12 protein-coding genes are annotated in these 12,342 nt (G+C 74.2%); 6 read left to right on the top strand and 6 right to left on the bottom strand.

From position 1 onward, the window contains the following. Positions 1–100: 100 nt before the first annotated feature. The 3 genes from rho to AMIR_RS20220 all read right to left on the bottom strand — a co-directional run bounded on the left by rho (position 101) and on the right by AMIR_RS20220 (position 3,308). Entirely contained in the window at positions 101–1,315 is a 1,215-nt protein-coding gene (gene rho / locus AMIR_RS20230) for a transcription termination factor Rho (protein WP_342626557.1), read from the bottom strand. Positions 1,316–1,964: 649 nt separating this feature from the next. Further along, positions 1,965–2,741, bottom strand: a complete 777-nt coding sequence (locus AMIR_RS20225; protein WP_015802806.1) for an MBL fold metallo-hydrolase — start codon at positions 2,739–2,741, stop codon at positions 1,965–1,967. A 3-nt stretch (positions 2,742–2,744) separates the two neighbouring features. Beyond that, a complete protein-coding gene (locus tag AMIR_RS20220) occupies positions 2,745–3,308 on the bottom strand; it encodes an ester cyclase (RefSeq protein ID WP_015802805.1) in 564 nt (187 codons plus the stop codon). A 357-nt stretch (positions 3,309–3,665) separates the two neighbouring features. On the opposite strand from AMIR_RS20220, the gene AMIR_RS20215 reads away from it, so the two are divergent. Continuing rightward, positions 3,666–4,388, top strand: a complete 723-nt coding sequence (locus AMIR_RS20215) for a TetR family transcriptional regulator (RefSeq protein ID WP_049796904.1) — start codon at positions 3,666–3,668, stop codon at positions 4,386–4,388. Here the strand turns inward: AMIR_RS20215 and AMIR_RS20210 are convergent. The 3 genes from AMIR_RS20210 to AMIR_RS20200 form a co-directional block, all read right to left on the bottom strand. Continuing rightward, positions 4,345–4,794, bottom strand: a complete 450-nt coding sequence (locus AMIR_RS20210) for a hypothetical protein (protein WP_015802803.1) — start codon at positions 4,792–4,794, stop codon at positions 4,345–4,347. The genes AMIR_RS20215 and AMIR_RS20210 overlap by 44 nt on opposite strands. Before the next feature lie 94 nt (positions 4,795–4,888). After that, entirely contained in the window at positions 4,889–5,863 is a 975-nt protein-coding gene (locus tag AMIR_RS20205) for a helix-turn-helix transcriptional regulator (RefSeq protein ID WP_015802802.1), read from the bottom strand. Positions 5,864–5,899: 36 nt separating this feature from the next. After that, on the bottom strand, positions 5,900–6,289 hold the full coding sequence (locus AMIR_RS20200) for a nuclear transport factor 2 family protein (protein WP_015802801.1): 390 nt from the start codon (positions 6,287–6,289) through the stop codon (positions 5,900–5,902). 225 nt (positions 6,290–6,514) lie between these two features. On the opposite strand from AMIR_RS20200, the gene AMIR_RS20195 reads away from it, so the two are divergent. From AMIR_RS20195 to AMIR_RS20175, 5 genes are all read left to right on the top strand, one after another. Next, on the top strand, positions 6,515–7,663 hold the full coding sequence (locus AMIR_RS20195; protein ID WP_143760814.1) for a sensor histidine kinase: 1,149 nt from the start codon (positions 6,515–6,517) through the stop codon (positions 7,661–7,663). Positions 7,664–7,786: 123 nt separating this feature from the next. Continuing rightward, positions 7,787–8,464 carry a response regulator gene (locus AMIR_RS20190; RefSeq protein WP_015802799.1) on the top strand — a complete coding sequence of 226 codons (678 nt, stop codon included), beginning with the start codon at positions 7,787–7,789 and terminating at the stop codon, positions 8,462–8,464. Positions 8,465–8,680: 216 nt separating this feature from the next. Further along, positions 8,681–9,100: a hypothetical protein gene (locus AMIR_RS20185; RefSeq protein ID WP_015802798.1), complete on the top strand. Its 420-nt coding sequence runs from the start codon at positions 8,681–8,683 to the stop codon at positions 9,098–9,100. An 8-nt stretch (positions 9,101–9,108) separates the two neighbouring features. After that, positions 9,109–9,861: an ABC transporter ATP-binding protein gene (locus AMIR_RS20180; RefSeq protein WP_015802797.1), complete on the top strand. Its 753-nt coding sequence runs from the start codon at positions 9,109–9,111 to the stop codon at positions 9,859–9,861. After that, positions 9,858–12,338, top strand: coding sequence for an ABC transporter permease (locus AMIR_RS20175; RefSeq protein WP_015802796.1), 2,481 nt, complete (start codon positions 9,858–9,860; stop codon positions 12,336–12,338). Before AMIR_RS20180 ends, AMIR_RS20175 begins: the two co-directional genes overlap by 4 nt. The last annotated feature ends 4 nt before the right edge of the window (positions 12,339–12,342 follow it).

The following is a 12,342-nucleotide window of genomic DNA, read 5'->3' as shown; positions in this document are numbered from 1 at the left end:
GTGAGGAGGGGGGAGGTGAACCTCGGTTCGGCACTGCTGTGGGCGTCCGCTGCGGACGGTGCTGCGTGGTGGAGCGCTTGTGTGGCAAGGGTTGTCGGGGTCAGGCCGCGATCGCGCGGCGGACCGGCGTCGTCTGGGTGAGCCGGTGCAGGAACTCCGCGTTCGTGGAGGTCTTGCGCAAGCCGTCCAGCAGCACGTCGATCCCACGATCGCCTTCGCGCATCTGCAGGACCCTGCGCAGCACCCGCGTCGCCGACTGCTCGGCCGGTGACATCAGGAGCTCGTCGCGCCGGGTGCTGCTCTGCCGGATGTCCACCGCCGGGTGCACCCTGCGGTCGGCCAGCGAGCGGTCCAGCTTCAGCTCGGCGTTGCCGGTGCCCCGGTACTCCTCGTGGATCACCGTGTCGCCGGTGGAACCGGTCTCGACCAGCGCGGTCGCGAAGATGGTCAGCGAACCGCCGCCCTCCACGTTGCGCGCCGAGCCGAGGAACCGCTTCGGCGGGTGCAGCGCGCTCGCGCTCACGCCACCGCTGAGCACCCGGCCCGAGGTGGGAGCCGCCAGGTTGTAGGCGCGGCCCAGGCGGGTCAGCGAGTCCAGCAGGATCACCACGTCCCGGCCCAGCTCGACCAGGCGGCGGGCCCGCTCCAGCGCCAGCTCCGCGACCGCGATCTGCTCCTGCGGGGACTGGTCGAACGTCGCGGCGGCCACCTCGGCGCGCACGCTGCGCCGCAGGTCGGTGACCTCCTCGGGGCGCTCGCCGACCAGCACGAGCATCACGTGGCACTCGGGGTGGTTGGCGCCGATGCCGCGCGCGATGGCCCGCAGCGCGGAGGTCTTGCCCGCCTTCGGGGGAGCCGAGATCAGCGCGCGCTGGCCCTTGCCGGTGGGCATCACCAGGTCGATGACGCGGCCGGTCAGGTCCTCGGCGTCCGAGGCCAGCCGCAGCCGCTCCTTCGGGTGCAGCGGCGGCAGGTCGGTGAACTCCGGCCTGCCCGACAGCCGTTCCGGCGGCAGGTCGTTCACGCTGTGGACGTGGTCCAGCCGGGCGTGCTTGCGCTCTTCCACCGGGGGCTTCGCGCAACCGGTGATCTCGTCGCCCCTGCGCAGGCCCCAGCGGCGGACCAGTGACTGGGAGACGCGCACGTCGCCCTCGTCCGAGGTGTAGCCCTTGGTGCGCAGGAACGTGGAATCGCCTGCGGTGTCGAGGAGACCGGTCACCAGGAAGTGGTCGTCGCCGTGCTCGTGGTGCTGCGTGTGGACGGCGCGCTGGGTCGGGATGGCGCCTGTCGTCGTGTCGTCTGTGGTGGTGTTCAAGGGTTTTCTCCAATTCTGAACAGGGCGTGCGAGGGCGTGGGAGGGTCGGCGCGGGACCGCGCCGGGATGTGGGACCACGACCGCACGCCGGATGACGTCGGTGATGGGTGTTTCGGAAGAGAAAGCCTCACGGGGGCGAACTGAGCGCCAGCATCCGGGAGGTTGACCTTGGTGGAGAAGTTACCCCGGGTGTGTGGAGCAGTGCAACAAGTTTGTGTCCAGTCACCCGATCGGTCCCCTGTGGACAACTGACTCGCCTGTGGATGGACGTTTGTGGAACTTGGCCGTCCTGCCGAACCTGGTACTGCGAGCGAAGGCGGACCGACGGGTGAGGGGAACGGCGATGATGTGGACGTCGATGGGGAAGGTGTTGCGGGGCAACGGTTCCGCGCGTGACGGTGCGCGCTGGCGTGGGGTTCCGCCGTTCGTCGGAGCGGGGTCCTCTGCGGACGGGCGCGGTCCGCAGGACGGCCGGTGGCGCGCTGCGCTGCGGGAAACCCTTGTGCGACAGGGGAAGCGCATCCAGGCTCGGGTGTCCGAGCGGGAGGCCGGGAAGGGTGAGGGGGCGCGTTCCCCCGTGGGAGTGGGGAACGCGCCCCCTCGGTGCGCCGCGTGCTCGGAGTCCTCCGGCGACGATCGGGCCCGCAGGTCAGCGGGCGGCGGCCAGCGGCGCCGGGTCGTGCGCGTTGACCAGCAGCAGGTCCTGCTGACCCTGACGGTGCAGTTCGGCCAACCGCTCCTGGTTGGCGCGCAGCGACCCGCGGTCGTGGGCGACGGCCCGCTCCTGCGCCCGCAGCGCCGCTGGCGGCTTCACCCCGCCGGTCAGCGCCCGGAGGTCGTAGAAGGCGTCACCGGCGTGCAGCACCCAGCGGGAACCGGCGTCCACGGCCACCGCCGCGTGCCCCCTGGTGTGCCCCGGAAGCGGCACGAGCACCACGCCGGGCGCCACGTCGGTCAGCTCCCGAGCCGCCGCGAACCCGCGCCAGGACTCGCCGCCAGGCCCGTGCGCCGCGATCTGCGGCCCGTGCTCCCACTGCGCCGACCGGTAGCGCGCCCGCTCCAGCGCGGTGCGCGGCCGGGAGGCGGCCTCCCACTCGGTCGCGGTCACGTGCACCCGCGCCCAGGGGAAGTCCGCGAGCCCGCCGACGTGGTCGGTGTCGAAGTGGGTGACCACGACGTCGCGCACGTCCTCGGGCGCGAACCCGAGCCCGCGCACCTGCTCGACGGCGGTCTCGGCCCGGTCCAGGACCGGCCGGACGACGTGCCGGTACGCGCCGAGCCGCCGGGCGGGCGCGGCGATGTCGGCGACGCCGTACCCGGTGTCCACCAGGGCCAGTCCGGTCGGCGTCTCCAGCAGCAGCACGTGCGTCACGACGCGCGCGCCCGGCAGGCGCATCGTGCCGCAGTTGAGGTGGTGGACCCGCACGGCTCAGTCGTCCGCGCCGAGCTTGGGCGGGGTGGTCCTGAGCAGCCGCTCGTCCGGCTCGCCGGACATGGCGAGCAGGCCGCGCACCGCCTTGACCACCAGCGGCCAGTTGCGCGGGTTCTTGAGGTTCACCCCGGTCAGCACCTGCTTGAGCATGGTGAGCGTGTCGAAGTAGACGCGCTCGCAGACGAGGGTCTCGTCCTCGTCGAAGATGAAGTAGGCCGTCACCCGGACCCGGAAGCGCTGCCCGGTGGGCGGGATCTTGCCGAGCGGGCCCTCGTGGGTGCCCATGAGCCAGAACTCCGCGATGACCGCGTCCGCGCTGTGCCGCAGCGCGATCAGCTCGTGGTCCTGGTCGGGGAAGGCGGCCCTGGTGTCGTTGTAGTACCCCCGGACCTCCGCGTCCCCGTCGTGGACGGTCATGGTGGAGATCAGCTCGTAGTGCGGGTGGGGGAAGGTCGACAGCACGTCGTCCCACTGGTGCACGACCTCGTCGTGGAAGTGGTCGAGGACCAGCTTCTCGCGGGCCTTCAGCACGTCGGTCGTGGGGATGGCGAAACGGCTCATCTGCGGTGCTCTCCGGTGTTCTCGCGCGGGGTGTGGGGGAGGGCGCTGCGCCGGGCGCGGTGGTGGACGGCGCGGTGGTGGATGGCGTGGTGGTGGACGGCTCGGGGGTGGAGCAGGGGGCCGCCCGGTCGTGCCCGGCCCGCGTGGCCGGTCCGCCGCTCCGGGGGCGGTCACCCGGCTGCGTCGCGCCGTGCGGCGCGTGCGGTCGGGAGGGATCGCGTGCCGGTGCGGGCGGATCGGTGGTGCGCGGGCGCGTCGTTGTCGAGGACGAGCGGTGGAGGGAGGTGGGAAGGGGCCGATCGGCGGGCACGTTAAACCCCCGGCGTGGGTTTTATCAAGGTGGGGCATCATGGGGACGTGACCGCCCCAGCCGACGAGACCCCGCCCGCCACACCCGAGGGCGTCCGCCGAGGACGCCCGCCGAGGGGAGCGGCGCAGCTGTCCAGGGCGGTGATCCTGGACGCCGCGGTGGCGGTGGCCGACGCGGAGGGTGTCTCGGCGGTCTCGATGCGCAGCGTCGCCCGCCGGCTCGGCGTGGACGCCAAGAGCCTCTACAACCACGTCGAGGGCAAGGGCGGGCTGCTCGACGCGCTCGCCGAGCACGTCCTGCGGGGCATCCGGCTTCCGGAGCCGACAGGTGTGCCTGCGGACGACCTGCGGGCCATCGCGGTCGAGTTCCGCAGGGGCGCGCTCGCCCATCCGGGCGTGGCCGCGCTCGTGCTGACCCGCCAGTTGGCCTCGGCGGCCGGGCTCGCGCCGATCGAGGCGGCGCTGTCGGTGCTGCTGCGGGCGGGGATCGAGCCGGAGGAGGCCGTCCACCTGCTGCGGGCGCTGCTGGCGGCCGTGGTCGGCACGCTGCTGCGCGAGGTGTCCGCGGGGCCCGAGCTGGGCACGGCGGATTCGGTGGGCATCGCCCGCAGGCGTGCCGTGCTGGCCTCGTCGGGGCTGCCGGGGCTGGTCGCCGCCGCGCCGCACCTGGCCCGGTGCGACCACGACCGGGAGTTCGACTACACCGTCGAGCTGCTGGTGGGGGCGGTCAGCGCGCGGCTGCCGGAGCGGTCGAGCACGTGTGACCGTTGAGCACGACCGTCTCGTCCGAACCGATCTTGTACCAGCCGGGGCCGAAGCTGCTGACCCAGCCCGAGGTCGTGGCCCGGCAACCGGGGGCGATCAGGAAGTAGTCGACGTCGATCCGGTCGTGCCACCAGCCGCCCATCCGGCCCCACGGCGGCACGGCCCCGTAGGACCAGCCATTGCCGTAGTCGGCCCAGCGCACGGTGATCCGCGTGGGCGTGCGGTTCTCCACGGCGCCGCACGGCGGCAGCAGGCAGCCGAGCCGCGCGGTGGGGACCGCCGTGCTCGTCGGGGTCGCTGTACTCGTGGGAACCGCCGTGCTCGTGGCGCCCGCAGGACCGGTGGGTGGCGTGGGGCTGGTGGGGGTGGTGAGCGCTGCCGACAGGAGCAGCACCGCGCCGAGCGCTCGCATCCGGGCCCCCTGGGATGTGGGTGGACGCCCCATCATCCAAGGCGCGGTGGGCTGGTGCAGTGCGAGGCGGGGTGTTCCTTGGCGCGCAACGGGGTCATGAGGCGGGAGGTGGTCGGTCGGTCCGGTACAGCTCGGTGACGGCTGCGGCCCGGGCGGCGAGTTCGGTGCGCAGTTCGGGTGGGTCGAGCACTTCCACGTCGGCGCCGAACGACAGCAGGGTCGTGGCCATCGGCACCGCGCGGAAGCGCAGGCGCACCAGTGCGCGGTCCTCGTCCAGGTCCTCGGGGTCGCCGTCCAGGTCCGGGGCGTGGAACACCAGGAAGCGGGGCAGGATCGTGCGGCGCACGGCCGCGGTCGCCAGAAGCGGGGCCGGGGCTTCGTCGACGCGCTTGCGCAGCTGGTCCCACAGGTCGGCGAGCTCGTGGGGTGAGCGCTGGGCCTGCTGGTCCAGGACCGTCGCGGACAGGACGCGGTCCAGGCGGAACAGGCGGTGCGCGCCCCGGTGGCTCGCCACCAGGTACCAGGTGCCCGCCTTGTTGACCAGGCCGTGCGGGTCGGTGGTGCGCGTGGTCAGCGCGCCTTTGCCGTCGCGGTAGCGCAGGTGCAGGCGGCGGCCGGTGAAGACCGCTTCCTGGACCGGGGCCAGCGCGTCCGGGGCCGGTGCTCGCCTGCCGCGCCAGCGCGCGGGGTCCACCAGCACCAGTCTGCTGGTGGCCTCGGCCTGCCCTCGGTGGTTCTCGGGCAGGGCTGCCATCACCTTGCGCAGCGCCGAGCGCAGCGCGGGGGCCAGGCCCAGGTCGGCGTGCGCGCGATCGGTGAGCAGCACGAACAGGGCCTTGGACTCCTCGGCGGTCAGGCCGGTGACGTCGGTGCGGAAGTCCGGCAGCAGCGCGATGCCGCCGTTCGGGCCGCGCTCGGTGTAGACCGGGACGCCCGTCGCGGACAGGGCCGCGACGTCCCGCATGACCGTGCGGGTGGACACCTCCAGGCGCTTGGAGAGGGTGCGCGCCGACAGCTTGCCGTGCGACTGGAGCAGCAGCATCATCGACAGCAGCCGGTCGGCTCGCACCCGTCCTCCTCGTTCGCGCCCCGGTGGTCCCGGAGGTCAGCCCTTCGCGGCGGCCTGCGCCTCGGCCGCGCGCGCCGCGATGAAGGCGCGCGGGTCGAAGACGTACGTGGCCGCGGTGATCTTGCCGTCGGTCACGGTCAGGTGCTCGGCGAAGGTCATGACGACGTCAGGGGTGGTCGTCGCCTCCTGGAGCAGCAGCGCGCCCTCGTCGTCGCCGTACGCCTCCAGCAGTCGCAGTTCGGTGGTGTGCGTCAGGAACCGGGACCAGAAGCCCTGCAGACCGGCCTTGCCGGTGGACTCGCCGGTGGGGGCCTTGAGGACGACCTCCTCGGAGGTCAGCGCCGCCGCCGCGTCCATGTCGCGCCCCTGCACGGCCTGGAAGTGCGCCAGTGCCGTCTGAAGTGCCACGCCGTTGTTGTCGCTCATGTCGTCCTGCTCCTCGCTCGACGTTCAGGTGATGTGAGGAGTCTGGGAGGGAGAGTGTGACACGTTGTGTCATATACGGCGCGGGGCGAGACCGGGATCACGTTCGGGGTGCGGGCGGGTGGCGGGAAAGGCGGGGTGGTAATTGCGCGCGTGGTTCTGATCGGGCATTACCGAGAAAGGGGAAGAGTGATTCGGGTGGGGACGTCGGCGCGTACGATGCGGCGCATGGCGACCTCTCCGCGTTGGCGCACCGCTTATGACGTGGCCATCGTTCTCGTGGTCCTCTACTCGGCGTTTCCGGGCGGCACCGGTTTCGACTGGGCCCTCGGTTCCGCCATGGCCGTCGCGCTCTACTACCGCAGGCGTGGGCCCGTGGTGGTGATGGCGGTGGTGTCCGCGCTGGCGCTGGCGCAGTACCTGCTGTCGCTCCTCGGGGAGCACGCGGCGTCGGACGTGGCCGGGTACGACGTCGCGGTGCCGGTGGCCATGGTGACGGTCGTCGCGCACGCCGAGCGGGTGTGGCAGGCGGTTGTCGCCGGGGTGGTGGTGGTCGTGGGGGCGCTGCTCGTCTTCGCCGAGGGCGAGGAGGCGCTCGGGGTCGCCGGGGCGGTGGTGGCGCTGTGGATGACTGCGTACGTGCTGCGCAACCGGCAGGCGCACGTCGTGGTGCTCCAGGAGCGGGCCGCCGCGGCTGAGCGGGAGCGGGACCACCTGACGCAGCTGGCGAACGCCCGTGAGCGCGGGGAGATCGCCCGCGAGCTGCACGACGTGGTCGCGCACAGCCTCGCGGTGATGGTCATGCAGGCTGACGGGGCCCGGTACGCCCTCGACGGTGATCGGGAGAAGGCGCGGGAGGCGTTGCGGGTCATCGGGGACACCGGGCGGGACGCGTTGCAGGACATGCACCGGATCGTGGACGTGCTGCGCGGGGTCGCCGGGGGAGGGGAGTCCGGTGGGGACGGGTTGCGCAAGGTCGGTGTGGCGGACCTGGGGCAGATGGTCGACCGCGCCCGTTCGGCCGGGATCGAGGTCGAACTGCGGGTGGAGGGGGACGTCGGGCAGCTCGCTCCCGCTGACGAGTTGACGCTGGTCCGCGTCGCGCAGGAGGGGATCACCAACGTGCTGCGGCACGCCGGGGCCGGTGCGCGGGCCGAGGTGGTGCTGAAGGTGGAGGGCGGGGCGGCGCTGCTGGAGGTCGTCGACGACGGCGCGGGCAGGTTGAGCCCCGGAGCGTCCGGCAGTGGGGGCAACGGGCTGGTCGGCGTGCGGGAGCGGGTCTCGGTGCACCGGGGGCGGTTCAGCGCCGGGCCCAGGGTGGGGAGCGGGTGGCGGGTCCGGGTCGAGATCCCGCTGCGGGACGGGGCGGCCGGCTGAGCGCGTTCGGGCGCGGGGTGGGCGGTGGGGCGGCCTTGGGGGCTGGCCCCGTGGTGTGAGGGAGCCGCGTGCGCCACGGGTGCGCGTGGGACAGTGCTGGTGGGACGTGGGGAGGCGCGGGGGATGTCGGTTGTCGGACGACCGGTGCGGGTGGTCATCGTGGACGACCAGCCGTTGATCCGGGCCGGTCTGGGCATGGTGCTCGGGGCGCAGGAGGACATCGAGGTCGTCGGCGAGGCCGAGGACGGGGCGCGGGCGCTGGAGGTGCTGAGCGCGGTCCGGGCCGACGTGGTGATCATGGACATCCGGATGCCGGTGCTGGACGGGGTGGAGGCGACCCGCAGGCTGTCCGCCCTGCCCGATTCGCCGAAGGTGCTGGTGCTGACCACGTTCGACACCGACGAGGACGCGTTCGCGGCGCTGCGGGCCGGGGCCAGCGGGTTCCTGCTGAAGAACTCGCCCCCGGAGGACACGCTGAACGCGATCAGGGTCATCGCGGCCGGTGACGCGGTGGTCGCGCCTCGGGTGACGCGGCGGCTGCTCGACCGGTTCGCCGGGCGGCTCGACACCGCCCCGGCGCCCGCGGACGACCGGCTCGACGTGTTGACCGAGCGCGAGCGGGAGGTGCTGGTGCTGGTGGCGCGCGGGCTGTCCAACGTGGAGCTGGCGGAGCGGATGCACGTGGCCGAGGCGACCGTGAAGACGCACCTGGGGCGGGTGCTGACCAAGCTCGGGCTGCGCGACCGGGTCCAGGCCGTGGTGCTGGCCTACGAGCTGGGGCTGGTGCGGCCGGGGGAGTGAGCTGCACTCTGGGGGGCTTGGCTCTCGGGGGCACGGCACTCGGGGTGCGTGGGACCCCCTGGTGCGCGGCGCGGGTCTGCCACCCCGGTCGTACGACCCCGGTCGCAGGCGCGCCGGTGAAGATCAAGCCCGGATGCGATGTGGTCCTCCCCGGATTCCCGAAGAATTCTTCCCGTTCGCAGGAATTCGTTTCGGGAAGCTCGGGAGGGAATCGCTGTGCCCGTCATCGGAGCGCGTCGGGTCGACGCCAAGGTATTCATCGTGCTCGGTGTTGTCGTCGCGCTCGTCGCCGCAGGGGCTTTTTTCGGAATTCGCTGGTGGAACGACTACAAGCGGGTCAGCCAGGCTTCCGCGGAGGACTGCCGGACCGCTGCGCGGATCGTCGAGGAGGGCAAGGCGCTGGGGGCTGACCCCGCCGAGGCCGAGCGGTGGCAGCGGCGGAGCAGGGAGCTGCGCGCGGGGATGAAGGACGGCTACCTCGGGTACCGGATCGCGGTGTACGAGGGCTGGGCCGCCGCGGTGGCCACCGGGAACCCCGACCGGCCGGACCGGGCCGCCATCGCCGAGTCCATGGCCGCCGCCCGCGAGCACTGCGAGGACGCTCGGGTCGACCTGCCCTTTCCGGCCCCGAGGTGAGGGGCGGGGTGACGCGCGGGAACGCCGCCGCGCGGGAGGAGCTGGACGGGTGGCGGTTGGCGGCCGTCGACCTGGTCAAGGTGCACCGGCAGGGCGGAGCCGAGGTCCGGGCGCTGGACGGGGTCACGGTCTCCTTCGGGGCCGGGCGGTTCACGGCCGTCACGGGCGCGTCCGGGTCGGGCAAGTCCACGCTGCTGCACTGCCTCGCCGGGGTGGACGTCGCGACGTCCGGCCGGGTGCTCCTGGGCGGGCAGGAGCTGAGCGGGCTCACCGAGCGGGCGCTCACCCGCGTCCGGCGCGACCGGGTCGGGTTCGTGTTCCAGGCGTTCAACCTGCTGCCCCAGCTGAGCGCGGAGCGGAACATCACGCTGCCGCTCGACCTGGCCGGGCGGGACGTCGACCGGGAGCTGTTCGAGCACCTGGTGGGCGTGCTCGGTCTCGGCGACCGGCTGGGGCACCGGCCGGGTGAGCTGTCCGGTGGGCAGCAGCAGCGGGTGGCGCTGGCGCGGGCGCTGATCGGGCGGCCCGACGTGGTGTTCGCGGACGAGCCGACCGGCAACCTGGACTCGCGCTCCGGAGGTGAGGTGCTGGCGTTCCTGCGCGAGTCGGTGCGGGAGCTGGGGCAGACCGTGGTGATGGTGACGCACGACCCCGTGGCGGCCTCGTACGCGGACCGGGTCGTCGCGCTCGCGGACGGGAAAGTGGTGCGGGACCAGGACAACGCCCCGGCACGGCGTCGGGACGGCGGGGTGGCGCGGTGAGCAGGCGGGTCGACGTCGGCGTGCTGCGCACCCAGCTCGCCGGGATCGTCCGCGCTCCCCTCCGGCTGGTGCTCACCGGGTTGCCGGTGCTGGTCGCGGCGTTCTTCGCCTGCGGCGCGGCGCTGGGGCAGGTCGTCGCCGAGCGGGCCGTGCTGGACGGGCTCGGCGGCACGCCCGCCGCCGTCGACCTGGTGGTCGACGGCGGGCCGCTCACCGGAGCCGGGGTCGACCGGGTGCGGGCCACGCCCGGAGTCGCCGAGGTCCAGCCGAGGGTGAGCGCGGGGGCGGTGCTCGCCGACGCGGCCGACCGGTACCTCGGGCTCGAAGCCGATCCGGGGGACGGTCCGCTGTCGCTGGCGCGGGTCGTGGACGGGCGCTATCCCGGTGCGGCCGACGAGATCGCGGTCAACGAGGTCGCCGCGGCGGGCTACGGCCTCAAACCGGGGGACCGGACGACCCTCGTGCTCCCGGTCGGCGAGGGCGGGCAGCGCGACGCCGAGGTGCTGGTCACCGGGGTGGTCCGCGTGGTCGGGGAGAAGCTGGAGGCCGCGTACGCGCCCACCGAAGTCATCACGTCGCTGGTGGACCTGCCCGCCGAGGACGGGTGGTGTTCGCGGCTCGACGTGCGGCTCGCGGACGGGGCCGATCCCGGCGCGCTCATGGCGGAACTCGCCGCCGTGACGGGGGCGGACGGGGAACCGGTGCGCGTCGAGACCGGGGACGCGGTGCGGCTGGCCGAGGCCCGCGCCGCGACCGGTGACGTGGACGACCTGTTCGCGGGCATCGCGCTGTTCGTGGGCATCTCGGTGGTGGCCGCCGCGCTGGTGGCCGCCTCCGCGTTCCGCGTGGTGTTCTCGCAGCGGCTCAAGCAGTTGGCGCTGCTGCGGGTCGTCGGCGCGCACCGGGGGCAGCTGGTGCGGGCGCTGGTCGTCGAAGGCGTGGTCGTCGGCCTGGTCGCCGGGGGAGCGGGCGTCGCGACGGCCGTGGGGCTGGTGCGGTTGCTGCCGCTGGTGAGCGACCTGCCGACGCCGGAGACGCCGGTGGCCTGGGTGCTCGGCGTGGTCGTGGGCGCGGTGGCCGTGACCGTGCTCTCGGTGCTGGGGCCGGCGGTCTCCGCCTCCCGCGTGTCACCGCTGCAAGCGCTGCGCGGGGCCGACGTCGTGCCCGCCGAGCGTGCTCTCGGACCGCTGCGGCTGGCCGCCGGGGTGCTCCTCGCCGCGCTCGCGGCCGGGGTGGTCGTGCTGCTGGCGCGCGAGCTGCCCGGACCGGGGAGCACCGGGTACGACCGGGACGCCGGGCTGGTCGCGGTCGCGGCGGTGGCGGTGCTGCTGTTCCTGGCCCTGCTGCTGCTCGGACCGCTCGTGGTGCGCCCGGTGCTGGCCGCCGTGGGCCCCGTGGCGCGGCGGCTCGGGCCGGTGGGGCGGCTGGCCGTGAGCGGGGTCGGTGGCGCGTCGCGCCGGGCCGCCGCCGTGTCGCTGGTGGTGGCGCTCGGGGTGGCGCTGGTCAGCAGCGCGCTGGTCGGCCGGGCCGGGCTCGCCGGGTACGCCGAGCGCGAGCTGGGGTTGAGCGCGCCCGCCGACCTGCGGGTGACCGGGGCGTCCGAGGAGACCGCGCGCCGGGTGGCCGGGCTGCCCGAGGTGGTCGAGTCGACCGACTACCGCACCGGCGAGCTGACCGCGGGCAACCGCCACCACCAGTTCGCCGACCTCGACCTCGGGGCGCTGGAGGCGTTGCGGGACAACGCCGTCGCAGACAGCGGGAGCCTCGCCGACCTGCGCGCCGGGCGGATCGTCGTGGGTGGGCGGACCGCTCGGTCGCTCGGCGTCACGGCCGGGGACGCCGTGCGCGGCGCCGTCGACGGGCGCGAGGTGACCTGGGTGGTGGCGGCGACGCTGACCGGGACCGACCCGGCGGGCGTCGGGATCGTCGTGCCGCGCGGACAGGCGCCCGGTGGTGAGATCACCGTGCTGGTCTCGGGAGACCCCGTCGTGGTGGAGCGGGCCGTGCGGGCGGCGGTCGGCGACGGGGGCGAGGTCACCGCGACGCGGCGCGACCAGGGGGACCTGCGGGAGGTGGTCGACCTGCTGGCGCTCGTCGGGCTGGGCCTGATCGGGTTGACCGTGCTGGTCGCCGTGGTCGGGGTCGGCGCCACCACGGGGCTGGGCGTGGTCGAGCGCACCCGCGAGATCGGCGTGCTGCGGGCGCTGGGCATGGGACCGGGTGGGGTGCGGTCGGTGGTCGTCGTCGAGGCCGGGATCCACGGGGTGCTCGGCGCGGTGCTCGGGCTCGCGGTGGGGGTGCCGTGCGCGCTCCTCGGGCTCCTGGCGCTGGACCTGGGCGTGCCCCTGGTCGTCCCGGCGCCGCCGCTGGCGGGCGCGGTGGTCGGGGTGGTCGCGCTGACCGCGCTCGCCGGGTGGGTCGGGGCGCGGCGCGCGGTCCGGGTCAGCCCGGTCGCGGCGCTGCGAGCGGACTCCTGACGGC

It is taken from the genome of Actinosynnema mirum DSM 43827 (genome assembly GCF_000023245.1).
In the GTDB taxonomy this organism is placed as follows: Bacteria; Actinomycetota; Actinomycetes; order Mycobacteriales; family Pseudonocardiaceae; genus Actinosynnema; species Actinosynnema mirum.
This window is presented reverse-complemented; position numbering and strand designations above follow the sequence as displayed.

Excerpts from the sequence above, each read along its gene's own strand:
- AMIR_RS20220 (WP_015802805.1), bottom strand. The coding sequence starts at position 3,308 with ATGAGCCGTTTCGCCATCCCCACGACCGACGTGCTGAAGGCCCGCGAG.
- AMIR_RS20200 (WP_015802801.1), bottom strand. The coding sequence starts at position 6,289 with ATGAGCGACAACAACGGCGTGGCACTTCAGACGGCACTGGCGCACTTC.
- AMIR_RS20190 (WP_015802799.1), top strand. The coding sequence starts at position 7,787 with ATGTCGGTTGTCGGACGACCGGTGCGGGTGGTCATCGTGGACGACCAG.
- AMIR_RS20195 (WP_143760814.1), top strand. The coding sequence starts at position 6,515 with ATGGCGACCTCTCCGCGTTGGCGCACCGCTTATGACGTGGCCATCGTT.
- AMIR_RS20210 (WP_015802803.1), bottom strand. The coding sequence starts at position 4,794 with ATGCGAGCGCTCGGCGCGGTGCTGCTCCTGTCGGCAGCGCTCACCACC.